The sequence below is a fragment of the Bartonella sp. P0282 genome (genome assembly GCF_048452985.1).
Lineage (GTDB): Bacteria > Pseudomonadota > Alphaproteobacteria > Rhizobiales > Rhizobiaceae > Bartonella > Bartonella choladocola.
This window is the reverse complement of the sequence record NZ_WTFO01000001.1, coordinates 683,980-710,842: the sequence shown is the minus strand read 5'-3', so window position 1 is coordinate 710,842 and position 26,863 is coordinate 683,980. Positions and strand designations below refer to the sequence as shown.

General features: G+C 46.8%; 19 protein-coding genes and 1 pseudogene. 16 read left to right on the top strand and 4 right to left on the bottom strand.

Translation table 11 applies throughout. The features are described 5' to 3' along the window. The first annotated feature begins 3 nt into the window (after nucleotides 1-3). Together GQS64_RS03135 and GQS64_RS03130 are read left to right on the top strand one after the other, a co-directional pair. Nucleotides 4-426, top strand: a complete 423-nt coding sequence (locus GQS64_RS03135) for a group III truncated hemoglobin (protein WP_198230583.1) — start codon at nucleotides 4-6, stop codon at nucleotides 424-426. Then, nucleotides 426-629 carry a SlyX family protein gene (locus GQS64_RS03130; RefSeq protein ID WP_369805223.1) on the top strand — a complete coding sequence of 68 codons (204 nt, stop codon included), beginning with the start codon at nucleotides 426-428 and terminating at the stop codon, nucleotides 627-629. Before GQS64_RS03135 ends, GQS64_RS03130 begins: the two co-directional genes overlap by 1 nt. Before the next feature lie 806 nt (nucleotides 630-1,435). On the opposite strand, the gene msrA is transcribed toward GQS64_RS03130, so the two are convergent. The 3 genes from msrA to GQS64_RS03115 all read right to left on the bottom strand — a co-directional run bounded on the left by msrA (nucleotide 1,436) and on the right by GQS64_RS03115 (nucleotide 3,259). Next, a complete protein-coding gene (gene msrA / locus GQS64_RS03125) occupies nucleotides 1,436-2,089 on the bottom strand; it encodes a peptide-methionine (S)-S-oxide reductase MsrA (RefSeq protein ID WP_198230581.1) in 654 nt (217 codons plus the stop codon). Further along, nucleotides 2,076-2,414, bottom strand: coding sequence for a hypothetical protein (locus GQS64_RS03120; RefSeq protein WP_198230580.1), 339 nt, complete (start codon nucleotides 2,412-2,414; stop codon nucleotides 2,076-2,078). Before GQS64_RS03120 ends, msrA begins: the two co-directional genes overlap by 14 nt. A 143-nt stretch (nucleotides 2,415-2,557) precedes the next feature. Beyond that, complete coding sequence (locus GQS64_RS03115) at nucleotides 2,558-3,259, bottom strand: cyclic nucleotide-binding domain-containing protein (protein WP_077990753.1); 702 nt, start codon at nucleotides 3,257-3,259, stop codon at nucleotides 2,558-2,560. A 208-nt stretch (nucleotides 3,260-3,467) separates the two neighbouring features. On the opposite strand from GQS64_RS03115, the pseudogene GQS64_RS03110 reads away from it, so the two are divergent. From GQS64_RS03110 to moaA, 7 genes and pseudogenes are all read left to right on the top strand, one after another. After that, a pseudogene (locus tag GQS64_RS03110) lies at nucleotides 3,468-6,181 on the top strand (nitrate/nitrite transporter). Nucleotides 6,182-6,205: 24 nt separating this feature from the next. Continuing rightward, entirely contained in the window at nucleotides 6,206-9,952 is a 3,747-nt protein-coding gene (locus tag GQS64_RS03105) for a nitrate reductase subunit alpha (RefSeq protein WP_077990751.1), read from the top strand. Next, nucleotides 9,949-11,487, top strand: a complete 1,539-nt coding sequence (gene narH, locus GQS64_RS03100; protein ID WP_077990747.1) for a nitrate reductase subunit beta — start codon at nucleotides 9,949-9,951, stop codon at nucleotides 11,485-11,487. Before GQS64_RS03105 ends, narH begins: the two co-directional genes overlap by 4 nt. Next, the gene (gene narJ, locus GQS64_RS03095) at nucleotides 11,487-12,185 is read left to right on the top strand and encodes a nitrate reductase molybdenum cofactor assembly chaperone (protein WP_077990745.1); all 699 of its coding nucleotides are present in this window, start codon (nucleotides 11,487-11,489) and stop codon (nucleotides 12,183-12,185) included. The genes narH and narJ overlap by 1 nt, the downstream gene beginning before the upstream one ends. Before the next feature lie 13 nt (nucleotides 12,186-12,198). Further along, a complete protein-coding gene (gene narI / locus GQS64_RS03090) occupies nucleotides 12,199-12,921 on the top strand; it encodes a respiratory nitrate reductase subunit gamma (RefSeq protein WP_077990743.1) in 723 nt (240 codons plus the stop codon). Nucleotides 12,922-12,945: 24 nt separating this feature from the next. After that, entirely contained in the window at nucleotides 12,946-13,887 is a 942-nt protein-coding gene (locus GQS64_RS03085; protein ID WP_210329423.1) for a peptidylprolyl isomerase, read from the top strand. 12 nt (nucleotides 13,888-13,899) lie between these two features. Further along, nucleotides 13,900-14,907: a GTP 3',8-cyclase MoaA gene (gene moaA, locus GQS64_RS03080; RefSeq protein WP_077990741.1), complete on the top strand. Its 1,008-nt coding sequence runs from the start codon at nucleotides 13,900-13,902 to the stop codon at nucleotides 14,905-14,907. Between the two features lie 522 nt (nucleotides 14,908-15,429). Here the strand turns inward: moaA and GQS64_RS03075 are convergent. Then, on the bottom strand, nucleotides 15,430-16,374 hold the full coding sequence (locus GQS64_RS03075; RefSeq protein ID WP_077990739.1) for a 2-hydroxyacid dehydrogenase: 945 nt from the start codon (nucleotides 16,372-16,374) through the stop codon (nucleotides 15,430-15,432). Nucleotides 16,375-16,622: 248 nt separating this feature from the next. On the opposite strand from GQS64_RS03075, the gene GQS64_RS03070 reads away from it, so the two are divergent. The 7 genes from GQS64_RS03070 to ileS all read left to right on the top strand — a co-directional run bounded on the left by GQS64_RS03070 (nucleotide 16,623) and on the right by ileS (nucleotide 26,729). After that, nucleotides 16,623-17,867: an aminopeptidase gene (locus tag GQS64_RS03070; protein WP_198230578.1), complete on the top strand. Its 1,245-nt coding sequence runs from the start codon at nucleotides 16,623-16,625 to the stop codon at nucleotides 17,865-17,867. Nucleotides 17,868-18,443: 576 nt separating this feature from the next. Continuing rightward, nucleotides 18,444-19,319: a bifunctional DNA-formamidopyrimidine glycosylase/DNA-(apurinic or apyrimidinic site) lyase gene (gene mutM, locus GQS64_RS03065; RefSeq protein ID WP_198230577.1), complete on the top strand. Its 876-nt coding sequence runs from the start codon at nucleotides 18,444-18,446 to the stop codon at nucleotides 19,317-19,319. Nucleotides 19,320-19,484: 165 nt separating this feature from the next. Beyond that, nucleotides 19,485-20,867 (top strand): dipeptidase, encoded by a 1,383-nt coding sequence (locus GQS64_RS03060; RefSeq protein WP_198230576.1) that lies wholly within the window; start codon nucleotides 19,485-19,487, stop codon nucleotides 20,865-20,867. A gap of 10 nt (nucleotides 20,868-20,877) precedes the next feature. Then, nucleotides 20,878-21,498, top strand: a complete 621-nt coding sequence (locus tag GQS64_RS03055; RefSeq protein WP_077990734.1) for a ribonuclease D — start codon at nucleotides 20,878-20,880, stop codon at nucleotides 21,496-21,498. A gap of 201 nt (nucleotides 21,499-21,699) precedes the next feature. Beyond that, on the top strand, nucleotides 21,700-22,437 hold the full coding sequence (locus tag GQS64_RS03050) for an outer membrane protein (RefSeq protein ID WP_077990732.1): 738 nt from the start codon (nucleotides 21,700-21,702) through the stop codon (nucleotides 22,435-22,437). A 393-nt stretch (nucleotides 22,438-22,830) separates the two neighbouring features. Beyond that, nucleotides 22,831-23,571, top strand: a complete 741-nt coding sequence (locus GQS64_RS03045) for an outer membrane protein (RefSeq protein WP_198230575.1) — start codon at nucleotides 22,831-22,833, stop codon at nucleotides 23,569-23,571. Nucleotides 23,572-23,813: 242 nt separating this feature from the next. Further along, nucleotides 23,814-26,729 (top strand): isoleucine--tRNA ligase, encoded by a 2,916-nt coding sequence (gene ileS, locus GQS64_RS03040; RefSeq protein ID WP_198230574.1) that lies wholly within the window; start codon nucleotides 23,814-23,816, stop codon nucleotides 26,727-26,729. The last annotated feature ends 134 nt before the right edge of the window (nucleotides 26,730-26,863 follow it).

The following is a 26,863-nucleotide window of genomic DNA, read 5'->3' as shown; positions in this document are numbered from 1 at the left end:
TTTATGGCACAAGAACCGATTGCAGTAGATGAAGCAGTTATCGAATCTGTGGTTCGTACATTTTATGGGCGGGTGAGAAAGGATCATTTACTTGGTCCCATCTTTGAAGAACATATTCGAGATTGGGAACCCCATTTACAAAATATGTTCGCCTTCTGGTCATCGGTCATGCTGCATACCAACCGCTATAACGGACGCCCAATGCCAAAGCATGTCGTTTTACCGATTGATGCTGCACATTTCGACCAGTGGCTCGACATTTTCAAAAAAACTGTTGAAGAACTTTGCGTGAAGGAAGATGCCGAATTGTTCATGAAAAAAGCAACCCAGATTGCCCACAGTCTCGAGCTGGGTCTTGCCTTCAACAATAAGGTTCTTTTACAACCCGGCGAACGCTATATCAGAAATAAGGATCACACATTGTGATTGAAACAGATCGTCTTACCGAAGTGGAAATAAAACTTGCCGAACAGGAGCGGCTCGTCGAGGAGCTTTCTACTGTTCTTGCCGAACAATGGAAAACAATCGACCTTATGGATAAAAAATTGAAAGCTCTGACCAAACGCTTTCTGGAGCTTGAAGAACAAAGCCAGCCCGACATTCCTGTTACCCGACCACCGCATTGGTGAAACATGGGTTAAGCCTTGTTCCAAAGGTGTTGAAGCCGAAACTCTGTTAGACAATATTGATAATCAACATTTATTAGGAATAATGACCCTCTCCATCTTTTTCATCGGCAATAACGGGGTTGAAAATTTTGTTTAGCCTTATTTGCTGATGACCAATCGGTGCACGTGGAAAATATTTTTCAAACATCTTAAAATATTGCCGAAAGCCAGCCAACCCAAAGCATAAATCCGCGACAGACACCTCCGGGGAAAAAGATTAGGCCGACAAGCGCGAGTATGACGTTATCGTGCCACAACGCTTCTACGACATGCGTCCCGAGCAGGAATGTGAACGAGTTCCAGATAAGAAATAATATACCGTCAACTGTATTCCGCATTTTTAGTCCGTCAAAATTCAATAACTGTCAGCCTATAAAAAGCGCAAATAATATATGCAAAAATTATTGAATCTTTTGACTTCAATTTTTTGTTTGCGGCTGAATCCCATCTGAAATCGACGCTATTTTCCCTGTGATTGGCATGGTTGAACCACGAATTTTTAGAAAATTTTGCTTAGAAAAATGACACGCATTATTTGGTCAACTTCGACCAATCGGAAGGCACATTCCGCTTTGAAATTCTCTCCGCTGATATTTTCCGCACTATCAAAGATAGTCATAAAGTTATTCTCTGCAAAATGCCAAGACGTCATAAGGGCTTTTTGAAAGTAAGAAACAAATTGCAATAATAATGCCGTCCAAAATTGTAATGGACGGCAGATTTTTAATAAAACTTTGAAACTTGCTTTTAACTACCGGCGGTCACCTTCATGAAATAGGACAGGTCACGCCGGTTCCCTTCAATCCACAATAGCCATTCGGGTTTTTGGCAAGATATTGCTGATGATAATCTTCAGCAAAATAGAACGGCCCTTCCAGCGCGATTTCCGTTGTGATTGGCCCCAATCCCTGCGATTGCAGTGCCTTTTCAAATTGTGCTTTGCTTTTTTGGGCAATTTTGAGATCTTCGTCATTTGCCAGATAGAGGCCGGAACGATAATTATTGCCTATATCATTTCCCTGCCGCATTCCTTGCGTGGGATCATGTTGTTCCCAAAAGGTTTTCAATATCTCGTCGAGATGAAGGATCTTCGGGTCATAGACGACAAGTACTGCCTCTGTATGTCCGGTTTTACCTGTGCAAACTTCTTCATAAGTCGGGTTTGGTGTAAAGCCGCCTGTATAACCTGCGGCTGTCACGTAAACGCCCGTCATTTTCCAGAACAGTCGCTCGACACCCCAGAAACAGCCCATCGCCACAATAATATGATGCATATTTTCAGGATATGGACCTTTCAGATTGTGACCATTGACATAGTGTGTTTTTGCGGTTGCAATCGGTTCACTCCTGCCGACAAGTGCATCTTCTTTTTTCGGCATATCGAGTTTTTCCGAAAATGACAAAATATCAAACATTTTCATCCCCAAAGTTTCCGGCATCCGGTAAGGCTTCACCATCATAACCGATCATATAAGATACCAACGCTAAAATACCAAAAACGATCCATGTCGGACAGCGACTTACAAATTCAACGGCTGGCGAAAGATAAAGGGGAAAAAAATTCAAAACCGGATTCTCCGCGGTCGACGTGCCTAGCGATAGAATGAACGAGGCTGTCGACGCGATTGAAGTAAATGTGATCGTTGAAGCTCCGACCGAATGGGCTGCATCAATGACAAGCACAATAATCATGATAACAAGAAATAAAAACGAAACGAAACGAAAGATCCGACGAATAAACCGCACAAGAACAATTCCTTATCAATAATGATTTCAGTTCTGAATAATTTCAAGCTCGAATGACTTCAAGCTCGAACGCATTCACGTTTGGCGCTTGAAATTCGGGCAGCCATTCTGAAACCGGTTCTGTATCGTTCGTTTATTAATAATCAAAGAGGCTCGCGTTTGTCGATGAGTTTATCCGGATGGGCAAAATTGATAAGCTTTTGCCTGTCTGTGAAGACAATGCGTGAACCATCAACATTGACACCGTGTTTTGCAACAGTTGCGAATGCACGTGAAAGATTTTCCGGCGTCATACCGAGTTTGAAAGCAAGCAGCTTCTTCTCGAACGGAATTTCAATATAATTGGCATCCACATGATAATCGGCTTCAGCCAAAATCCAGTTTGCCAATCTTTCACTGCCATTTCTCAATTTCTGGTTCTTCAACTCCTTGATGGTCGTGCGGTACCGACGCGACAATTCGCGCACCACCGCATGCATAAATGCGGTATCATTATCAATGGCTTCTCTGAACCGCGCAGCCGGAATCATCAGCACCTCGGCTTCGGTCAATGTTCTGGCAGATTGCAAACACACATCATCATTCAAAATAGCTGCGAGAATGAAGAGACTGACCGGTTGGAGAATATCAAGAATTGTTACCCGCCCATGGCTGGTCGCATACATTTCGACCTGACCATCGACCAATATATAGAGAAAATCCTGCATGTTGTTTTCGCTCACCAGAACCACTCCTGGCGGAAAACGTTGAAAAAAACCCGGACCCGTTAAGGAGTGGAAGGTTTTTTCGCTTGCCTGTGAAAAAATATCAAGATTTTGAATTTTTAATCGATCTTCTGATCTCATATTGTTCCTCTAATTAGCATTTTTTGTTTTTGCCTTAACAAATATCAAGTGCAGCAGAGAAATATTTCAAGCCACAATCATCATTATTTTAAATTAAGCTTTTCTTTTATTTTAAATAAAACTCATTTGATTTTGATCAAGGTGCGCTATTTCACTCATTACTACATACGCCCTCAACAAAAAGAAAGAATTTATCTGGTGCTAAAAAATGGAACAAACTGATACTCCAATCAAAGGCTCTTCAGAGGCACTTTGGCTGAGCTCTTTAGCCTTTACCGTTTGTTTTGCGGTATGGACAATTTTTTCGATTATCGGCATTGCGATACAGAAAAAATTGGGCTTGAGCCAGTCTGAACTCGGACTTCTGATAGCCACGCCGGTTCTCACCGGCTCACTCGTGCGTATTCCACTTGGCATCTGGACCGAACAGATCGGTGGACGCATTATTTTTGTATTATCAATGCTGGCCTCCGCTTTATCGACGTTTCTTCTCACATTTGCCCACACCTACACGTGGATGTTGGTGGCAGCTCTTGGAATTGGCATTGCCGGTGGCACATTTTCTGTCGGCGTTGCCTATGTTTCGCGCTGGTTCAGCGCCAAAAGACAGGGTCTCGCACTGGGCATTTTCGGTGCAGGCAATGTTGGTGCAGCCGTCACAAAACTTGGCGCTCCATGGGTGATGAGCTGGTGGGGTAGCTGGGAAGGTGTGGCCTATATCTGGGCACTGGTGCTCGTTATCACGGCGGTGATCTTCTGGCTCTTTACGTCCGATGATCCTGTGCTTGTCGAACAACGCCGTTCAGGCACAAAACCGCAAAGCGCTTTGCTTGAACTGGCACCTTTAAAGAAACTGCAAGTATGGCGTTTTTCCTTCTATTACTTCTTCGTATTCGGTGGATATATCGCTTTGGCAACATGGTTGCCGCACTATTTGCAGGATGTTTATTCGATTGATCTGTGGCTTGCCGGTGTTATCGCAGCACTCTATTCGATACCCGCGTCACTCTTCCGTGCCTATGGCGGTTATCTTTCTGATAAATTCGGTGCACGCCGTGTCATGTATTGGACACTGACAATGTGTACAATTACATGTTTCATCCTCTCCTACCCACCGACACAATACACGGTTGAAACGGCCAAAGGTCCATTCACCTTTACATTTGCCATCAGCCTTGTCGGTTTTGCCCTGATCGTTGCCATACTCGGCTTCTTCATGGCTCTAGGGAAAGCGGCTGTTTATAAGCATATTCCGGTTTATTACCCGAAAAGCGTCGGTGCCGTTGGTGGCCTCGTCGGTATGATGGGCGGACTTGGCGGTTTTATCCTGCCAATTCTCTTCGGTGAAGTCCTCGACATCACCGGCGTCTATTCAACCTGCTTCATGATTTTATTTGTCATTTCACTCGCGGCACTCATCTGGATGCATGTTTCAATCCTTCTGATGGACCACCGCAAATTGGTAGAGCTCGGGCAAAAAACGCCTGAATTTCAGGAGTAATTCGCATGTCCAATCAAATTAATAAAGGTTATGTATTAACCGAATGGAATCCCGAAGATAACAGCTTCTGGAACAATTACGGGCGCAAAATTGCCAACAAGAATCTCTGGTTGTCTATTCCGGCTCTGCTTCTGGCTTTTGCCGTGTGGCAGGTTTGGTCGGTGGTTGTGGCCGAATTGCCGCGTGCCGGTTTCAAATTCAGTTCGACACAATTGTTCTGGCTTACCGCTTTACCTGGGCTTTCAGGTGCAACACTGCGTATTTTCTATTCCTTCATGGTGCCGATATTCGGTGGCCGTCGCTGGACGGCGCTCACAACCGCTTCTTTGTTGATACCGGCACTCGGAATCGGTTTTGCTGTGCAGGACGTCAACACCCCTTATTGGATCATGGCGCTTCTTGCACTGTTGTGCGGCTTCGGTGGCGGAAACTTTTCTTCCTCCATGTCGAACATCTCGTTTTTCTACCCGAAAGCCGAAAAAGGTAAAGCGAGCGGCCTTAATGCCGGTTTGGGCAATCTCGGTGTGTCGGTTGTGCAATTTGTTGTACCGCTCGTTATTGCTACCAATGCCTTCGGCTGGTTGGGCGGCCACCCGCTCACTGTGACGCAAGCCGACGGTTCCACTTCCGAACTCTGGCTACAGAACGGCGCTTTTGTTTTCGTACCCTTCATTGCTTTATCAGCCATATGCTGCTGGTTCGGAATGAACGACATTGCCGATGCCAAGGCTTCATTTGCCGATCAGGCTATTATTTTCAAACGCAAAGACAACTGGTTGATGTGCGTTCTTTATATGGGAACTTTTGGCTCGTTCATCGGTTTTTCTGCTGCATTCCCACTTTTGATGCGGTTGACCTTTCCGGATGTGAACGTGTTGCACTACGTATTCTTGGGACCACTGATTTCGGCACTCGCACGTGCGGGATTTGGTGGCGTAAGCGACAAAATCGGCGGTGGACGTGTAACCTTCTGGGCATTCATCCTGATGATGCTTGCTCTGGGTGCCGCACTCTATTTTGTGGCTAATCCCGGCAGCGCCATTGCTTTCCCCGGTTTCTTTGCTGCATTCATGGTTTTGTTCTTTGCAACCGGTGTTGGCAATGCTTCAACCTTCCAGATGATACCGGTTATTATGAGCCGTGTTATCGACAAGACCATGCCGAACGCCACGGAAGAACAAAAACGCCATCAAAGCGACCGTGAATCGGCTGCAATCACCGGCTTTACTGCCGCCATTGCTGCCTATGCCTTCTTTCTTATACCCGTAAGTTTTGCACTATCCAAAGATGCAACGGGTGGCCCGCAAGCCGCACTTTGGGGATTTATGATTTTTTACGTTATTTGCCTCGCCATCACATGGTTCTGTTACATCCGTAACGGTGCAATCCTCCATGTCGAAGGTCGTCGGACACAAAAATAACGCTGTAAGTTAAGGAGACCATTGATGAGTCTACTACTCGATCGCCTGAATTTTCTGGCACGAAAAAAACAACCGTTTTCTCATGGACATGGTGTAACAACCGATGAAAACCGCTCATGGGAAGACGCTTATCGCAAACGCTGGCAATATGACAAAATCGTGCGCTCCACGCATGGTGTCAATTGCACCGGCTCGTGCTCGTGGAAAATCTACGTCAAGGGTGGTATTGTCACTTGGGAAACCCAGCAGACCGATTATCCGCGTACCCGCCCCGATCTCCCCAACCATGAACCACGTGGCTGTCCACGGGGCGCAAGCTATAGCTGGTATATGTATTCGGCAAACCGTGTAAAATATCCGCTGATCCGCTCGCGTCTCATCAAATTGTGGCGCAAGGAACGCGTGGTAAAAACACCGGTCGGTGCATGGGCTGCAATTCAGGAAAATCCTGAAAAGCGGGCTGAATACCAGAAGGTACGCGGGCTTGGTGGCTTTGTTCGTTCTACATGGGACGAAGTCAACGAGATTATCGCTGCTGCCAATTCTTACACAATCAAGAAATATGGTCCCGACCGGATTATCGGCTTTTCGCCGATTCCGGCAATGTCCATGGTCTCCTATGCTTCCGGTTCGCGTTACCTGTCACTTCTGGGCGGTGTATGCATGTCTTTCTATGACTGGTATTGCGATTTGCCGCCTGCTTCACCTATGACATGGGGTGAACAGACAGATGTGCCTGAATCTGCCGACTGGTATAATGCCGGTTTCCTTATGCTTTGGGGCTCTAACGTGCCGCAAACCCGCACACCGGACGCGCATTTTTATTCGGAAGCCCGCTATAAAGGCACAAAATCGGTGGTGGTTTCACCCGATTATTCGGAAGCAAGCAAATTCGCCGATCTCTGGCTTCATCCCAAGCAAGGAACCGACGCAGCACTTGCCATGGCGCTCGGCCACGTTATTTTGCGCGAATTCCATCTGGAGCGTCAGGCTGAATATTTTGAAGATTATTGCCAGCGCTACACAGATATGCCGATGCTCGTCAGACTGGTTAGCAAAAATGGCCACTTCATTCCTGACCGGTTGCTGCGTGCCTCCGACTTTGCCGACAAGCTCGGTGAAACCAATAATCCCGAATGGAAAACTGTTGCCGTTGATATGAAAAGCGGTGATTATGTTGCGCCACTTGGCTCATCCGGTTTCCGTTGGGGCGAAAAAGGCAAATGGAACCTTGAATCAAAAGATGGCAAGGGCCGTGATGTCACATTGGAAATGAGTTTCATGCTTGAAGGCGAGCATGACACCGTTGCCGATGTCGATTTCCCCTATTTTGCAAGTCGCGAACACAGTTTCGATGACGGCACAGATCATGAGAGCATTCTCACACGCAAAGTACCTGCCCGCAAATTGAAATTGCCGGAAGGCGAGGTTGTTGTCGCCACCGTTTTTGACCTGTTCGTTGCCAATTACGGCTTGGAACGTGGCTTCAAAGACAAAAACTGTGCAACCTCCTATGATGACAACATCCCTTATACTCCCGCATGGGCAGAAAAGATTACGGGCGTTTCGCGCGACAAAATCATAACCGTTGCGCGGGAATTTGCCCGCAATGCCGAAAAGACCAAAGGTCGCTCGATGGTTATTCTCGGTGCCGGTATCAATCACTGGTACCATATGGATATGAACTATCGCGGCATTATCAATATGCTTGTTATGTGCGGTTGTATCGGCCAATCCGGAGGTGGCTGGAGCCACTATGTGGGACAGGAAAAATTGCGCCCGCAAACCGGTTGGGCTCCGCTTGCTTTCGGTCTTGACTGGTCGCGCCCGCCACGCCAGATGAACGGTACGTCGTTTTTCTATGCCCATACCGATCAATGGCGCTATGAAACTGTGAAAGTCAGCGAATTGTTGTCGCCAACTGCTCCCGAAGGGTCGTGGGATGGTGCATTGATCGACTATAATATCCGTGCCGAGCGCATGGGATGGCTGCCGTCGGCACCACAATTGAAAGCAAATCCGATCAACCTTGTTAAAGAAGCGGAAGCTGCCGGTAAAGAAACGAAGGATTATATCGTCGACGGTCTGAAATCGGGCAGCCTTCAAATGTCGTGCGAAGATCCGGATGATCCGTTAAACTGGCCACGCAACATGTTTGTCTGGCGCTCGAACATTCTCGGTTCATCAGGTAAAGGGCACGAATATTTCCTCAAACACTTCCTCGGCACGGCCAATGGAGTGTTGGGCAAGGATCTGGGAGATCAGGGACGGGTCGAGACCAAAGAAGCCGTCTGGCACGACGAAGCGCCGGAAGGCAAACTCGATCTTCTCGTCACACTCGATTTCCGTATGTCTACAACCTGTGTCTATTCCGATATCGTGTTGCCGACTGCAACATGGTACGAAAAGAATGACCTTAACACGTCGGACATGCACCCCTTCATCCACCCGCTTTCAAGCGCGGTTGATCCGGCTTGGGAAGCAAGATGCGACTGGGATATTTTCAAAGGCCTTGCCGAGAAATTCTCCGAAGTATCGAAAGAAGTGCTGGGTGTTGAAAAAGATGTCGTTTTGTCTCCGAGCCAGCACGATACTGCGGGCGAGCTTGGTCAGCCATTCGATGTCAAGGATTGGAAAAAGGGCGAAATCGAACCCGTTCCCGGCAAAACAATGCCGGCCATTGCAGTGGTTGAACGCGACTATCCGAATATCTACAAGCGTTTTACCGCCCTTGGGCCTTTGATGAAAAAGGTCGGTAATGGTGGCAAAGGTATCAACTGGAAAACCGAAGAGGAAGTCGATCTCGTCGGCCGTATCAATGGCGTTGTTGAAGATGAGGGTGCCACAAAAGGCATGCCGAGCATTGCAACCGATATTGATGCAACCGAAGTCATTTTGACCCTTGCACCTGAAACCAATGGTGAAGTTGCCGTCAAGGCATGGGAAGCTTTGGGTGAACATACAGGACGCGACCATACGCATCTCGCATTACCTAAGGAAGACGAAAAGATCCGTTATCGCGACATTGTTGCCCAGCCGCGTAAAATCATTTCGTCACCCACGTGGTCTGGTCTTGAATCAGAAAAAGTCTGCTATAATGCCGGCTATACCAATGTTCACGAATTGATCCCGTGGCGCACTATCACCGGTCGCCAGCAACTTTATCAGGATCATTTGTGGATGCGTGCCTTTGGTGAAGGTTTCTGCGTTTATCGCCCGCCGATCGACACCAAAACGGTAACAACGGCGATCGAAGCCAAGGCCGGTGACAAGCCGCATCTGATTTTGAACTTCATAACCCCGCACCAGAAATGGGGTATCCATTCGACCTATTCCGACAATCTGTTGATGTTGACTTTGAACAGAGGCGGACCGGTTGTCTGGATTTCGGAAAATGACGCTCAAAAGGCCGGTATTGTCGATAATGACTGGGTGGAAGCTTTCAATGCCAATGGTTCGCTTGTTGCCCGTGTCATCGTTTCACAGCGCATGAAAGACGGAACGGTCTTCATGTATCATGCCCAGGAAAAAATCGTGAATGTTCCTGGCTCGCCTTTAACCAAACAACGCGGAGGGATCCATAACTCGGTGACCCGCGTTATTACCAAACCGACCCATATGATCGGCGGCTATGTCCAGCAATCATACGGTTTCAATTATTACGGCACTGTCGGTGCCAATCGCGACGAGTTTGTGGTGGTACGCAAACTTGACCATGTCGATTGGATGGATGGTGAAGCAAATTCAGCAATGAAGGAGGCCGCAGAATGAAGGTTCGCGCGCAAATAGGTATGGTTCTGAACCTCGATAAATGTATCGGTTGCCATACCTGCTCTGTCACCTGCAAAAATGTCTGGACGAACCGTGAAGGCGTTGAATATGCCTGGTTCAACAATGTCGAGACCAAACCCGGCATCGGTTTTCCCAAAGATTGGGAAAACCAGAAACGCTGGAATGGCGGCTGGATAAGAAAATCGAATGGCAAGATACGTCCGCGCATGGGCGCAAAATGGCGCGTTCTCTCCAAAATTTTTGCCAATCCCGATCTGCCGGAGATTGACGATTATTACGAACCGTTCGATTTCGACTATGAGCATTTGCAAACGGCAAAAGAGTCAAAAACCATGCCGGTTGCCCGTCCGCGCTCGAAGATTACCGGCGAGCGCATGGAAAAAATCAAATGGGGCCCGAATTGGGAAGATGTGCTTGGTGGCGAATTTTCCAAGCGTTCCGAAGATTACAATTTTGCCAATGTCGAAAAAGAAATTTACGGCGAATTTGAAAATACATTCATGATGTATTTGCCACGTCTTTGCGAACATTGCCTCAATCCTGCCTGCGTGGCCGTTTGCCCATCGGGAGCGATTTATAAGCGCGAGGATGACGGTATTGTTCTCATCGATCAGGAAAAATGCCGCGGCTGGCGTATGTGTGTTTCAGGCTGCCCCTATAAGAAGATCTATTTCAACTGGTCTTCCGGCAAATCGGAAAAATGCATTTTCTGCTATCCGCGCATTGAAAGCGGTATGCCGACTGTTTGTTCGGAAACTTGTGTCGGGCGTATCCGTTATCTTGGTGTGATGCTTTATGATGCCGACAAGATTTCCGATGCTGCTGCTACAGAAGGCGAACAGGATCTTTATGAGGAACAATTGAAGATTTTCCTTGATCCGAATGACCCTGCTGTTATCGAACAGGCACGTAAAGACGGTGTCAGTGACGAATGGATTGAAGCCGCCCAACATTCGCCTGTCTATCAAATGGCAATGAAATGGAAAGTAGCCTTTCCGCTTCATCCTGAATATCGCACTTTGCCGATGGTCTGGTATATTCCGCCGCTTTCGCCGCTGCAATCGGCAGCCGAAGCCGGCAAGCTTGCAATGGACGATTTTATTCCCAATGTCCGCTCGTTGCGCATACCCGTGCGTTACCTTGCCAATTTGTTGACTGCCGGTAAAGAAGCACCGGTTGTTTCGGCACTTGAACGTATGCTTGCCATGCGTGCTTATATGCGTGCGAAATCTGTCGATGGTGAATATCGTCCGGAATATGCGGAAAAAGTCGGCATGACACCTGAAATGATCGAACACATGTATCAGGTCATGGCGATAGCCAATTATGAAGACCGTTTTGTCATTCCGACATCCCACCGTGAAGTGAGTGAAGATGCCTATGATCTGCGCGGGTCTTGCGGCTTTTCATTCGGCAACGGATGTTCGGGCGGCAATTCAAAGGGTGATCTTTTCGGCTCAAAGGGTAAGAAAGTCGTCACAACACCGACAGACTTATTGAAGGAGAGCGCGTAATGAATTCCGATCTCAAAATCATTTCCTTACTTTTAAGCTATCCGGATGAAGAATTGCAGCAATCGGGCAATCTCATCAGAGCAACGCTCGATCAACTTTCCGATCTTGATGCGTCAGAAATTGTCGGCCTGAAAAGTCTGGTCTCGGCAATTTCCGATCGTGACATTTATGAAGTACAGGAAGACTACGTTTTGCTTTTTGACAGAACGCGGTCTTTGTCGCTCCATCTTTTTGAACATGTATACGGCGAAAACCGTGATCGTGGACAGGCGATGGTCGACCTCAAGGACATGTATGACGAGGCCGGTTTTGAAATCGACGTTCACGAAATGCCGGATTATCTGCCGATGTTTCTGGAATTTCTGTCAACAAGAAGTGACGAAGAAGCCCGCCATCTTCTTGGCGAAACCTTGCACATCATTTCGGCTATCCGGCAGAGATTGCAAAAACGCGGTTCCGTTTATGCAGCAGCTTTTGTTGCTCTTGAAAGCCTGTCTGGCGAACGAGCCGACGAGGCACTAACGGCCGAAATCGTCAACCGTAAAGAAGATGACCCGAATGACCTTGAGGCTCTCGACCGCATCTGGGAAGAAGAAGCCATTACTTTCGGTGGCAATCAGGGTGAAAATGATTGTGGGCCTGACCGGTTACAACGTCGCATCCGTGCCCAGCACCGCGATGCTTCAACGCAAATTTAAGGATAGAGAGACAATGTTGCACTTTTTCCATACACTCATATTCGGGGTCTATCCCTATATTGCTTTGACTGTTCTGGCACTTGGCTCGATTATCCGTTATGACCGCGAGCCTTATACATGGCGTGCAAGTTCCAGCCAGTTGTTGCGTCGTAAACAATTGATGTGGGGTTCTGTTCTTTTCCATGTCGGTGTGTTGTTTATCTTTTTAGGCCATTTTGTCGGGCTTCTCACACCGATAGCCGTTTGGGATGCTCTAGGCGTCAGCCATAGTTTCAAACAGATTGTTGCAATGACAGCCGGTGGCATTGCCGGAGCCATGGCCATTATCGGCGCAACAATGCTTGCCCACCGACGTTTGTTCGACCCGCGTGTCAGGGCAACGTCAAGCACAACAGATACATTGATTATTCTTCTGTTGTGGGTACAGCTTTTCCTCGGCCTTGCAACCATACCTTTTTCGATGCAGCATCTCGACGGGCATGAAATGGTCAAGCTGATGGATTGGGCACAGGGAATATTCACCTTCAACCTAGCAGCTTCAAGCTATATCACCGATGTGGCTTTCGTATTCAAACTGCACCTTTTCCTCGGTCTTACCATTTTGCTTTTATTCCCGTTTACACGTCTCGTTCATATGCTGAGTGCGCCGGTGCGTTATATCTGGCGTCCGGGCTATCAGGTTGTTCGCAAAAAAGAACGCCTGCCCGTTCACATCCGTAGAGAAGTAACGGAGTAAAACTTCGGATAAGGGAATAATTTTATGGCAACAAGGGTTAAAATCGAACATTCGGGATTAAGAAAAATAGTGGTTCCCCCTTCCCCCACCAAGCAGGAAATCGACACCAGAATTCCGCCGAAAGCAAAGCCACTATTTAAAGAAGTCAGCGTCAATGGCGTTGTCATTCCCGAAGTTGATATTCTGCAAGAAGCACAAAATCATCCGGCTCGAACGCCGGGTGAAGCGCTTCTTGAAGCCGCGCGTTCATTGGTTATCCGTGAACTTTTGTGGCAGGAAGCAAAAAATAAAAATCTTGTTCCCGATAATGAAGACAGCCCACGGGAAGAGAGTGCGGGGGAGGATAATGGGGCGCAAGATAATGCCCGCCAGACAAAGCTTGATGCTGCAATCTCTGCCCTTCTTGAAAGTGAAATAAAAACACCTGAAGCAAGTGAAGAAGATTGCAAAGCTTTTTATGATCGTGACCCGTCACGCTTTTCAACCGAAACGATCTGGCAGGTTAGACACATTCTCGTTAGCGCCAATCCGAAAGACAAAAAGGCTTTCGATCAAGCACGCGAGAAAGCTTATGCCATTTTGGAACAGGTGAAAAAAAATCCGCAAGACTTTGCCACAATTGCGAAAGATATTTCTTCCTGCCCTTCAGCGGCAGAAGGTGGTAATCTTGGTCAGATAACGCGTGGCTCGACTGTGCCGGAATTTGAAAATGCTTTGAAAAAAGCAAAAAAACCAGGGCTATTGATGCAACCAATCGAGAGCCGTTATGGTTATCATATTGTAGAAATAAACCAGATTATTCCCGGAAAAATTCTTCCGCTGGAATTGGTAAAAGAAAAAATCGCTGCCTGGCTGGAGGCGTCAAGCTGGTCAAAAGCTGTTCAACAATATATAGCAATTTTGGCCGGAAAATCCCATATCACGGGTATTGATTTAAAATCCGGTGAGGGACCTCTTGTCCAGTAAGGAGTTTAGAGAGTGCAAAAAACACCAGAATCAAAGTTGGTTGATCCTTTTGGCAGAAAGATCAGCTATCTGCGACTTTCTGTAACCGATCGTTGTGATTTACGCTGTGTTTACTGCATGGCGGAAGAAATGGTGTTTTTGCCCAAAAAAGAGCTTCTGACAATCGAAGAACTCTACCGTGTTGCCAGCCGGATGATTGATCTTGGTGTCACCAAAATCCGTCTTACCGGTGGAGAACCATTGGTTCGGCGCAACATTATGGTCTTGTTTGAAATGCTGGGTAAGCATCTCGGACATGGCCTTGAAGAATTGACATTGACAACCAATGGAACATTGCTTGCCCGTTATGCCGAGGCACTTGTTCAAAATGGTGTCAAACGTGTCAACGTTTCTCTCGATACACTTGACCCTGTCCGCTATCACCAATTGACCCGTCGCGGTGATATTGCCCATGTGCTTGCCGGTATTGATGCGGCACAAAAAGCCGGATTGAAAGTTAAATTGAACGCTGTTGCCATGCGTGGCGGCTTTCTCGGTGAAGTTGACGATCTTATCCGTTTTGCCCATGGGCGCGGTATGGATTTGACAGTCATTGAAGAGATGCCAATGGGCTATACCGGTCATGACCGTTATGAAACCTTCCTTTCACTCGGTGCTTTGCGCAAAAGTCTCGAACAACGCTGGACATTGGTTCCGGATGCCCATTGTTCAGGCGGCCCTGCCCGTTACGTAACAGTCAAGGAAACGGGTGGCAGACTTGGTTTCATTACCCCGCTTTCTTGTGATTTCTGTGCTTCTTGCAATCGTGTGCGCATCGGTTCGACAGGCAAACTTTACCCTTGCATGGGGCAATCCGGCATGGTCGAATTGCGTGAAGCCATCAGAAGCTCGGAAAGTGATGAAAAACTCACCGAACTTATCCTGAAAGCAATCGACAGCAAGCCAAAGGGGCATGAATTTTCGATCGAAAAAGATGGTATTTGCGGATTAAGCCGCCACATGTCGGAGCTTGGCGGCTGATTATCACCTTCAGCATAAAAGCTTAGAGAGCCATTCCGGTAAAACTGAAAACACAGTGAAAAACCGGAAGCACTGGCCGCTCGACTTATTATCGTTATAGCACACCTTATTATCGTAACAGAATTATCGTAACAGAAATTGTGCTCGCTGCCCCAACTTCGTAAACCGGTGGCTTTCAATGATGGTCGAGAGCCATGAATTGTCGATGGTTGAACACACGTGCCATTAGTTTTTTAGAGCATTTTTAGAATGTGTAGAGCAGACTGTCAAACCGGATTTTACGTGATTTTTCTGCTTCAAACCGGTTCGTTCCAAAACGCCCTTCCACCGGCTTTCAACTGACAAAAACTTGTGCAATCAACCTTTCCATCAAATAAAATAAGCACTGTAACGGACTACAGTGCTTATCTCTCGTTTATCAAGATTTCTTTTTCTCGATCACTGGATAAAATGCGCTTATAAAAAGCGCTTTCGACTTATCCGGCGACAGACTGTTTTTCATTTTTAACCGCTATCAAAGCGTCAGAGTGCCACTTCTGAAGGCAAGGGTTTGTCGGCAAAAAACGCATCGACATTTTCCACCACAAGATCGGACATTCTATCACGTGTTTCAACAGTACCACTGCCGTGATGGGGGTAGAGAACCACATTTTCAAGCGTATAAAATGCCGGATTGATATTAGGCTCGTTAAGATAGACATCAAGACCGGCCGTTTCCAATTCTTTATTTTGCAAGGCTTTAATCATGGCGTCTTCATCAATAACCGTACCGCGAGAAATATTGATAAGAGAACCGCGGTTTCCAAGTGCTGCGATAACCTCTTTGGAAATGAGCTTCTCGGTTTCCTTGCCGCCGGTTACTGCAACAACCAGAATATCCGACCATTTGGCAAGTTCCACAAGCGAGGGGAAAAACTCGTAAGCAATATCCGGTTTTTTGTGGCGACCGTAATAACCGATTGTCAGCCCGCAACTTTCAAACCGTTTGGCTATTGCATGTCCAATGCGTCCGAGACCGACGACACCTGCGCGTTTTCCGGCCGTTGTTTCTGTAAGAGCCATCGGGCCTTTCTTTGCCCACTCACCGGAGCGCACATAATGATCGCCAAAAACAAGTCTGCGACGGGCGGCGAGCATCAACATCAGCGCGACATCGGCAACGTCATCGGTCAATACATCCGGCGTATTGGTTAAACGGATTTTATGATCTTTCAGGTCTTTGAGATTGACCTGATCGAACCCCGCCGTCACACAGGCGACAAGCCCGACATGTGGCAGTTTTGAAATCAGCCTGTTATCAAAAACAATATTGCCGGTACTGATAACTGCACGACAATCTTTTGCGTTTTTTTCGATAAAACCGGCACTATCCTTGGCCAAATCCGCGCGTAACAAATGGTAACGCTTGTCGAGGTCTTCCATTTGGCGGTCGCCTAGCGGGCTTAGTACCAATATATCCTGTTTCACTTTATTCTCCCTCTGGTTTTATTAAAATATTTTTCAACAAAAGATATTAATGAATGGAACTGTGCTGTCTATCGAAAAATTCAAATACCACTCATGATTTGAAAGTCATGATAGGCGATTGTTCCAATTTCCCCGTTTTTTCAAGTCTTGCTGTTTTCAAAGCGGCTTTGACATCGCGGGTAAAACTATTATCATTTGCCCGAAAACACGTCGTTTCGCGATTTATATTGTAAAAGGAAACACCCGCAATGAATGAAGACCAATCTGTTATCGATCCCCAAAAACTTGACCGGCTTGCCGAAGTTGCTGTCAAGGTCGGTCTCAACCTGCAGAAAGGTCAGGATCTCGTTCTCACAAGCCCGCTCGCGGCACTTCCGCTTGTGCGCCGCATCGCCCATCATGCTTATAAAGCCGGTGCAGGAGTTGTCACCCCTATTTTCAGCGATGAAGAGATGACACTCGACCGTTTCAAACATGCTGATGACAAAAATTTCGATAAAGCCGCAAGCTGGCTTTATGAAGGCATGGCAAGAGCCTATGCAAACGGTGCGGCACGACTTGCTATTGCGGGTGACAATCCGTCACTTCTTTCTAACGAAGATCCCGCCAAAGTATCACGCGTCAATAAGGCCACATCTCTTGCCTATCAACCGGCGCTCGAAAAAATTGCCGGTTTTGACATTAACTGGAATATTGTCTCCTATCCCAATCCCTCTTGGGCGGCCGTGGTTTTTCCCGATTTACCAATCATCGAGGCGACCAAAAAACTTGCCGACGCGATATTTGCTGCTTCCCGTGTCGATAAGCCGGATGCAATCGGTGCATGGAAAGATCATAACGCCAATTTGAAAAAACATGCAAAATGGTTGAATGACCAACGCTTTTCCGCCCTTCATTATAGTGGCCCCGGAACAGACCTCACAATCGGTTTGGCTGACGGGCACGAATGGCAAGGTGGCGCTTCAAAGGCAAAAAATGGCGTTATCTGCAACCCGAACATCCCAACAGAAGAGGTGTTTACCACTCCTCACGCCCATCGGGTTGAAGGTTATGTAAGTTCGACAAAGCCCCTATCCTATCAAGGAACATTGATTGACAACATCAAAGTGCGTTTTGAAAAAGGGCGCATCGTTGAAGCTCATGCTTCAAAGGGCGAAAAAGTATTGCAACAGATACTCGATACCGATGAAGGAGCCCGCCATTTGGGTGAAGTTGCACTCGTTCCCAACTCATCGCCGATTTCTGCAAGCGGCCTGTTGTTCTATAATACATTGTTTGATGAAAATGCCGCTTGCCATATCGCTCTTGGACAATGTTATTCAAAGTGTTTTTTGAAAGGCGCAGCGCTTTCAAAAGAACAAATCGAAAAGCAGGGTGGCAATAAAAGTCTCATTCATATCGACTGGATGATCGGGTCGGGAGAAATCAATATTGACGGCATCACCGCTGACGGGAAAAAAGTTCCGGTCTTCAGAAAAGGTGAATGGGCTTAATTAAGCCCATTTTTTCAACAAAGCCCGATTTGAGAAATACGGATTTCTTTTTTTGCTAAAAATTCGACTTTTGCTAAAAATTCGACGCCTGTCTTTGAACAGGGCTAAAAACAACAAAAAGGCCGGGGAAAAACCCGACCTTCCGTTATGCGTTGACTGCCAGTACATCCGTGGTCAATCACCGCTCTATTGAACCTGATTTAGGTGTGTTATCGTGCTTTTTCAAGTAGATAACATTTAATGTTATTTAACACTAGCAGAACATCGTTAAAATTCCGTTAATTTTTCAACCGGTCTTCCAGAAAATTGAAACAAGACCAAACAATCAAATTCTCCGGCTTTCTCATGACAGTTCAAAGTCCCATAAAACTTCACGAGCGGGCGATTTCAAAATTTTTTATTTCTGTTCAAAAAAATATGACCTTCTGTCATTTAAAAACATCATTTTTTTCATAAGAAAAATTTTTTTGACCTTAAAAACAGCGTTTCCGAAGATTATTTTGATAACGACAATTCTTTAAAGCCGGAACTGGAACGGTTGAAACAAATCCCCGACGATAAGCAAAGCAGCCGAATATGCCCGAACTTCCCGAAGTTGAAACTGTAAGACGTGGTCTTGAACCAAGCTTCACCCATGCGAAAATAATAAACGTTAAACAAAACCGGCCGGATTTGCGTTTTCCTTTTCCGGAAAATTTTCAGTCCCGCCTTACCGGTCGTGAAATTATCGGCCTCGGACGGCGGGCAAAATATCTCCTCATCCATCTTGATAGTGATGAAACTATTATCAGCCATTTGGGCATGTCCGGTTCGTGGCGAATTGAAAACACGACGCTTGGTTCCTATTATCACGAAAAAAATAAACTCGCGGCACATGACCATCTTGAAATGGTGATAGAAACACCGGATGGCCAATCGTTACATGTGATTTATAATGACCCGCGCCGTTTCGGTTTTATACTTTTGGCAAAAACCGCAGAGCTGGAACACCATAAATTATTGGCCCATTTAGGCCCCGAACCTACGGGAAACGGTCTTTCCGGAGCTTATCTCAACGAGAAATTACGAAATAGGAAAGCCCCTCTTAAAGCAGCACTTCTCGATCAAACCATCATTGCCGGACTTGGTAATATTTATGTTTGCGAAGCTTTGTGGCGAAGTCACCTTTCTCCCAAACGCAAATCATCGACATTAGGAGCAAAATCTGCGACGGCGCGAAAAAAATCGGAATTGCTTGCACAAAATATCCGTGATGTCATAACCGAGGCAATTGAAGCGGGTGGCTCTTCCTTGCGCGATTACGTCCATACCGATGGTTCGCTTGGCTATTTCCAACACCGGTTTTCGGTTTATGGGCGTGAAGGGGAACCATGCCCCGACTGCGGAAAGGCTATAAAACGAATTGTCCAATCCGGTCGTTCGAGTTTTTATTGCACGCATTGTCAAAGGTAATGTCGGGATAAGACTGGAAAATGTTTCAGAAATACGAAAAGCTGAAACATTGTGCCCGATATGATGTCATAAGAACGAACGAACCAAAATTGATTGTCAACAGCTTGCAAATCGGTTCGAGAGGCTTAAAGTTGTTTTTCAATCAACGAACCGCAGGTGCATTCCATGCTTGATAAAGTTTTATCCCGTCTTGATTTAAATCTCGATAATAGTCTGCAACATCTCTTCGAGCTGTTACGCATTCCCTCCATTTCGACCGACCCGAAATATCGGGAAGATTGTCGCAAAGCTGCCGATTGGCTGGTCAATGATTTGAAATCGATCGGTTTTGAAGCCTCGCGTCGCGATACCACAGGAAATCCTATGGTTGTTGCCCATCATCCGGGACCGACAAAAGATGCACCCCACGTTTTGTTTTATGGCCATTATGATGTGCAGCCGGTTGACCCGCTCAACCTTTGGGAAGATGATCCTTTCGATCCGAAAATAAAAGAGCTCAATGGTGAAAAGGTCATTGCCGCGCGCGGTGCCGGAGATGACAAGGGACAGCTTATGACCTTTGTCGAAGCATGTCGCGCTTTTAAAAATGAAACCGGTAGCCTTCCGGTTGCCGTTACCATCCTGTTCGAGGGGGAAGAGGAATCAGGCTCTCCCTCGCTACAACCATTTTTGCATGCCCACAAAGACGAATTGAAGGCCGATTATGCACTTGTTTGCGACACAACTATGTGGGATGCCGACACGCCTTCCATCTCTATAGCGCTAAGAGGCATGGTCGGAGAAGAAATTATTATTCATGGTGCCGATCGCGATCTTCATTCCGGTCATTTTGGTGGTGCAGCGGCAAATCCGATTCAAATTCTTGCAAAGATTATTGCCGGCCTCCACGATGAAAACGGCCATGTAACCCTTGAAGGTTTCTATGATGGAGTTGAGGAAACACCGGAAGCTGTTTTGAAATCGTGGAATGCACTTAACCGTGGCCCCAAGGAATTTTTAGGGCCTGTGGGCTTGTCGATACCGGCAGGCGAAAAGGGGCGCACTGTTCTTGAAATGACATGGGCAAGACCGACTGCCGAAGTCAATGGCATTAGCGGCGGCTACGAAGGAGAAGGCTTCAAAACAGTGATTGCTGCAAAAGCCAGTGCAAAAATTTCCTTCAGACTTGTTCATAAACAGGATCCGGCAAAAATCAGAAAATCATTCCGTGATTATGTCCGCTCCAAAATTCCGGCCGACTGTTCGGTTGAATTCAAAGACCACGGTGCTTCTCCGGCAATCAACCTTGCCTATGATTCGGCGCTTGTACAGCTCGCCAAGAAAGCTTTGACCGAAGAATGGAACAAACCGGCTATTCTTGCAGCCATGGGCGGCTCTATTCCGATTGTCGGTGATTTTCAATCTTTCCTCGGCATGGAATCATTGCTTGTCGGTTTCGGTCTGGACGATGACCGCATCCATTCCCCTAATGAAAAATACAATCTCAAATCATTCCATAAGGGACAACGTTCCTGGGCCAGAATTTTAACAGCCCTGGGAAACAAATAGGACAATAAGAATGGCTAAAATACGCGTTCACAAAGGCGACTTGCCTGACCTGAAAAACTATAATGTCAAGGAAGTTGCCATTGACACTGAAACTCTCGGACTGCAACCGCATCGTGACCGGCTCTGCGTTGTCCAGATTTCGCCGGGTGATGGCACTGCCGATGTTATCCAGATTGCAAAGGGGCAAAAGACTGCCCCCAATCTTGTAAAAATCCTCAGAGATCCGGATATTACCAAGATATTCCATTTCGGCCGTTTCGATCTTGCCGTATTGGCTTTGACGTTCGGCGTTATGCCGAGACCGGTTTTCTGCACAAAAATTGCCTCGAAACTGACCCGTACCTATACCGACCGGCACGGTTTGAAAGATCTTGTCGCCGAACTTCTTGAAATCAATATTTCAAAGCAGCAACAATCATCGGATTGGGGGGCAGACGAGCTGTCGTCGGCGCAAGTCGAATATGCGGCAACCGATGTTCTTTATCTTCACCGGTTAAAAGCGATTCTTGAAGCAAGGCTGATCCGCGATGGTCGGGCAAGTGTGGCAAAATCTTGTTTCGAGTTTCTGCCGTCAAGGTCGGAACTCGACCTTATCGGCTTTCCCGAAGTCGATATTTTTGCGCATAGCTGATTCGCCAATTGCTGTTTATAAATTAAAAAACGCCGGTTTTCCGGCGTTTTTTTATCGTTTGTTTACCATAATGAAGAGCTTATAGGCTTCAAGGCTCAAAAAAATGCTCATTCCACTTGTTGTGGTATTTTTGCTACAGACTTTATCCCCCCGCAAACTATATTGACCTCAATCGCAATACATTTCGCGTGGAGTTAACAAATGAAAATAAAATATCTCGTTGCTGCTTCGGCTTTGGCTTTAACCGCTGCTTCCAGCGCACAGGCTGCTGACGTTGTCATGAATCAGGAACCGGCTCCGGTTGTTGCCGCTCCTGCTTTCTCCTGGACCGGCTTCTATGCTGGTGGTCAAATCGGTGGTTCATGGTCTGATACAGACCAGAAAATCAAAGGCCGTAGCGACGTAAAGGACTATGCAGGCTTCGGTAAATCATTCTCGCCGGATCCGTCAGGTTTCATCGGTGGTCTTTATGCCGGTTACAACTATGACCTTGGAAACAATATCGTAATTGGCGCCGATACCGACTGGGTATGGGGCGATATGGACGAAAGCGACAGCAAGACCTACCTCAAAGATCAAGCGGGCGAATACAAGCTTAGCGGCAAGATCAAAGAAAAATGGGCCGGTTCTACCCGTGCTCGCATCGGCTACGCAATGGATCGCTGGATGCCTTATTTTGCTGGCGGTGTTGCTTATGCCAAGATCGACTCGGATGCCAAGTTCTCCGGTGCTCGTAACAGCAAGGTCAGTGATAGCGATACTTTGACAGGCTACACTTTGGGTGCCGGCGTTGATTATGCCATGACCGACCACATCATCCTTCGTGCTGAATATCGTTACACCGACTTCGGTGACCAAGACTACGGCAACAAGGACTTCAAATATAATGTAGATTACAAGACCAACGATGTACGCGTTGGCGTTGCCTACAAGTTCTAATTCTTTTCTGAAGAATTCAAAAAAAGCCCCGCAGAAAACTGTGGGGCTTTTTTTATCTCGTTCAATTAAACTTTCCAATTTTCAGAGAAGCTGATATAGCGCGAATGCGTGTCTTTTACGTAAAGTATATCAGGCATATGAATTATCTGTTTTGAAAAGAACGGAGAATTTGCGAATCATAGCATTTTGACGATTTTTGATCCCGATCAAACGGGATTTTGAGCATTTTGCCGAAATGGATTGCATTAAATTTCCCCGTTTTTTCAAGCACTTTCACATTTTATTGAGGTTTTTTATTCAGTTTTTGTGAGGTGTGTCTTTCGTGCTACAGCAATTCTTATCCGGATAAACTATATAGGTTCAGACGGCATTTTATTGCATTGGAGAATAAAAATGAAAATTAGATATCTTATCGCTGCTTCCGCAGCTGCTCTCACAGCAGCTTCTGCAGCTCAAGCTGCTGACGTTGTAGCAAATCAGGAGCCGGCTCCTGTTGTTGCAGCTCCTGCTTTCTCTTGGACCGGTTTCTATGCTGGTGCCCAGATCGGTGGTTCCTGGTCTGATACAGACCTTAAAGGCAAATACAAAGATGACAAAGGTGACTGGGGTCGTAGACAGGGTTTCTCACCCGATCCGTCAGGCTTCATCGGTGGCATCTATGCCGGTTATAACTATGACCTCGGCAACAACATCGTTATCGGCGCTGATACCGATTGGGTATGGGGCGACATGGACGAGAACGACAAACGTTCTTACAACAACAATGCTTTCAGCCTCAATGGCAAGTTGAAAGAACAGTGGGCCGGTTCTACACGTGCTCGTGTCGGTTATGCAGTTGACCGCTGGATGCCTTACATCGCCGGTGGTGTTGCTTACGCCAAGGTTGATTCGCACTTCCGTGTAAAAGATTCTAACGGCAAGGTAATTCCTGGTTACTCGGCTAGCGATAGCGACACACTCGTCGGTTGGACAATCGGCGCTGGTTTCGACTATGCTATGACAGACCACATTATCCTTCGTGCTGAATATCGTTACACCGACTTCGGTGACGAAGACTACAGCAAGAACAACGTCAAGTACAATGTTGACTACAAGACCAACGATTTCCGCGTTGGTGTTGCTTACAAGTTCTAATTTAAACGAACTTTGTTTTGGAAAGGCTCCGTATTTTACGGGGCCTTTTCTTTTTGTCCATTTTTCAGTTTTCTTTCTGTTTCATCTCATGATAAAGCCATGCATCATGAGTCATTATTATCCTGACCTATGGACGTTGCGAATTATTAGCCCGATCTTCACCCTTGCCTGAAAAATGCAACGGTTTGAAAGATCGGGAGAATGTAATTTCAAAGCTGTGACGTTCTACGGGAATTTTCGATATGTCAAATAAAGACCAAGCCATGGATTATTCAAAAACCCTTTATCTGCCTAAAACAGACTTTCCTATGCGTGCGGGACTGCCGCAAAAAGAACCGGAAATTGTCAAACGCTGGGAAGACATGGATCTCTATAATGCACTACGCAAACAGGCGGTTGATCGCCCGCTTTACGTGTTGCACGATGGCCCCCCCTATGCCAATGGAGACATCCATATCGGGCACGCTTTGAATAAAATTCTGAAAGATACAATCGTTCGTTCTTTCCAGATGCGCGGTTATAATGCCAATTATGTACCCGGTTGGGATTGCCATGGCCTGCCGATAGAATGGAAGATCGAAGAAAAATATCGGGCAAAGGGCAAGAATAAAGACGATGTTCCGATTAACGAATTCCGTCAGGAATGTCGGGAATTTGCCAAACATTGGGTTAAAATCCAGTCGGAAGAATTCAAACGGCTTGGCATTATCGGAGATTTCAAAAATCCTTATACGACGATGGCTTTCCATGCAGAGGCACGCATTGCCGGTGAATTGATGAAATTTGCCATGTCTGACCAGCTTTATCGCGGTTCCAAACCCGTTATGTGGTCGGTTGTCGAAAGAACCGCTTTGGCAGAAGCGGAGGTCGAATATCACGATGTTGAATCCGATACAATCTGGGTCAAATTTCCGGTTCTGAAAGCCAAGGCCGATGATTTATCAGGGGCTTTTGTTGTTATCTGGACAACCACACCGTGGACAATTCCGGGTAACCGTGCTGTTGCCTATTCTTCGCGTATTCCTTATGGGCTTTATCAGGTTGTGGATGCCGAAAACGATTATGGCCCCAAGCCCGGTGAAAAACTGATATTTGCCGAGGCATTGGCTGAAGAAAGTGCCAAAAAAGCAAAACTGACTTTCAGAAAGCTTCGCTCTTTGAATCCTTCCGAGCTTGATACGATGCTGCTTTCGCATCCGCTCAAAGGCTTTGCCAATGATTACGCCTTCAAGGTTCCGCTGCTTGATGGAGACCATGTAACGGCCGATTCCGGTACCGGTTTTGTTCATACAGCACCAAGCCATGGGCGCGAAGACTTTGAAGCGTGGATTGCAAATAAAGGAAAAATTGAAGCGCTCGGCATTGATTCATCCATCCCCTTTCCGGTTGATGATGCCGGATATTATACCAAAGACGCTCCCGGTTTCGGCCCCGATCGCGAAGGCGGTGCTTCTCGCGTCATTGATGATAATGGTAAATATGGCGACGCTAATAAAACCGTTATCGCCCTGTTGATTGAAAAAGATATGTTGTTTGCCCGCGGGCGTATCAAACACTCTTACCCGCATAGCTGGCGGTCGAAAAAACCTGTTATCTTCCGCAATACACCGCAATGGTTTGTCTATATGGACAAGAAACTCTCTGACGGTACAACATTGCGCGAGCGTGCCCTCAAAGCTGTTCACGATACACGTTTCGTTCCGCCGGCAGGACAGAACCGTATCGGCGCAATGATGGAAGATCGCCCTGACTGGGTATTATCGCGTCAACGTGCATGGGGTGTTCCCATTGCAATTTTCGTTAAAGAAAATGGCGAAATTCTCAAAGACGAAGCGGTTAACAAGCGTATTGTCGAGGCTTTTGAAAAAGAAGGTGCCGATGCATGGTTCAAGGAAGGTGCAAGAGAACGTTTTCTGGGTGAACATGCCAAAGAGGACTGGCAACCGGTTCATGACATTCTCGATGTCTGGTTCGATTCAGGTTGTACGCATGTGTTTACTCTTGAAGACCGCCCCGATTTGAAATGGCCTGCCGATCTTTATCTTGAAGGCTCGGATCAACACCGCGGCTGGTTCCACTCGTCAATGCTTGAAAGCTGCGGAACGCGCGGAAGAGCTCCTTATAATACCGTTCTAACCCACGGGTTTACGCTCGATGAACAAGGCAAGAAAATGTCGAAATCATTGGGTAACACCGTAGCACCTCAAGATGTCATCAATAGTTCGGGTGCCGACATTTTGCGCCTTTGGGTTATGACAACCGACTATTGGGAAGACCAGCGTCTGGGAAGAAATATCATCCAGACCAATGTCGATTCCTATCGGAAACTCCGCAATGTTATCCGCTGGATGCTTGGCACACTCGCTTATGACGAAGGCGAAAATATCGCTTATGAAGCCATGCCCGATCTTGAAAAGTTCATGCTGCATCGCCTTTACGAGTTGGACAGGCTCGTTAATGATGCCTATGACGGGTTTGATTTCAAACGCATTACCCGTGCCTTGCTTGATTTTTCGATCGTTGACCTCTCGGCCTTCTATTTCGATATTCGCAAAGATTCGCTTTATTGCGATGCGCCTTCTTCTATAAAACGCAAATCCGCCATCCATGTTGTACGTGAAATTTTTGAACGCATGGTCACATGGCTTGCGCCGATGCTGCCATTCACAATGGAAGAAGCCTGGCTTGAACGTCATCCGGAAAGCAAATCGGTTCACTTCGAGCAATTCCGCAAGACACCCGATAGCTGGTGTGACAATGAACTGAATGAACGTTGGCGCAAAATCCGTCAGGTTCGTAAAGTTGTCACAGGCGCACTGGAACTTGAACGGGCAGAAAAACGTATCGGCTCTTCTCTGGAAGCAGCCCCTGTTGTCTATATTTCGGATCTCGACTTGCTGGAAGCGGTAGAGGGTATGGATATGGCTGAAATTTCTATAACCAGCGATATTGTCATTACCAATGCAGAAGCCCCGAAAGACGCTTTCAGGCTTGATGATGTCAAGGGTGTTGCTGTGGAATTTCATAAAGCCGAAGGGACGAAATGTGCACGCTCCTGGCGTTACACACAAGATGTCGGAAGTGATCCCGATTATCCGGATGTATCGGCGCGCGATGCTGCCGCTTTGCATGAACTTCATGCTCTGGGAAAGATCTGATTAAATATAGAAAACACCGGCAGAGACTGTTACTTTGCCGGTGTTAAACAAGTCATAAGACTTCTTCTTAACATCCGCTTTCATAGGGATTGCCGTGAAGGTACATCTCATGATAAGGGTTTGGTTTATAAGTG

Coding starts and splice junctions, on each gene's coding strand:
- GQS64_RS03085 (WP_210329423.1), top strand. CDS start 12,946: ATGGCAACAAGGGTTAAAATCGAACATTCGGGATTAAGAAAAATAGTG.
- ileS (WP_198230574.1), top strand. CDS start 23,814: ATGTCAAATAAAGACCAAGCCATGGATTATTCAAAAACCCTTTATCTG.
- GQS64_RS03050 (WP_077990732.1), top strand. CDS start 21,700: ATGAAAATAAAATATCTCGTTGCTGCTTCGGCTTTGGCTTTAACCGCT.
- narH (WP_077990747.1), top strand. CDS start 9,949: ATGAAGGTTCGCGCGCAAATAGGTATGGTTCTGAACCTCGATAAATGT.
- GQS64_RS03060 (WP_198230576.1), top strand. CDS start 19,485: ATGCTTGATAAAGTTTTATCCCGTCTTGATTTAAATCTCGATAATAGT.
- GQS64_RS03105 (WP_077990751.1), top strand. CDS start 6,206: ATGAGTCTACTACTCGATCGCCTGAATTTTCTGGCACGAAAAAAACAA.
- GQS64_RS03070 (WP_198230578.1), top strand. CDS start 16,623: ATGAATGAAGACCAATCTGTTATCGATCCCCAAAAACTTGACCGGCTT.
- GQS64_RS03135 (WP_198230583.1), top strand. CDS start 4: ATGGCACAAGAACCGATTGCAGTAGATGAAGCAGTTATCGAATCTGTG.
- narJ (WP_077990745.1), top strand. CDS start 11,487: ATGAATTCCGATCTCAAAATCATTTCCTTACTTTTAAGCTATCCGGAT.
- narI (WP_077990743.1), top strand. CDS start 12,199: ATGTTGCACTTTTTCCATACACTCATATTCGGGGTCTATCCCTATATT.
- GQS64_RS03045 (WP_198230575.1), top strand. CDS start 22,831: ATGAAAATTAGATATCTTATCGCTGCTTCCGCAGCTGCTCTCACAGCA.
- GQS64_RS03055 (WP_077990734.1), top strand. CDS start 20,878: ATGGCTAAAATACGCGTTCACAAAGGCGACTTGCCTGACCTGAAAAAC.
- mutM (WP_198230577.1), top strand. CDS start 18,444: ATGCCCGAACTTCCCGAAGTTGAAACTGTAAGACGTGGTCTTGAACCA.
- msrA (WP_198230581.1), bottom strand. CDS start 2,089: ATGAAAATGTTTGATATTTTGTCATTTTCGGAAAAACTCGATATGCCG.
- GQS64_RS03115 (WP_077990753.1), bottom strand. CDS start 3,259: ATGAGATCAGAAGATCGATTAAAAATTCAAAATCTTGATATTTTTTCA.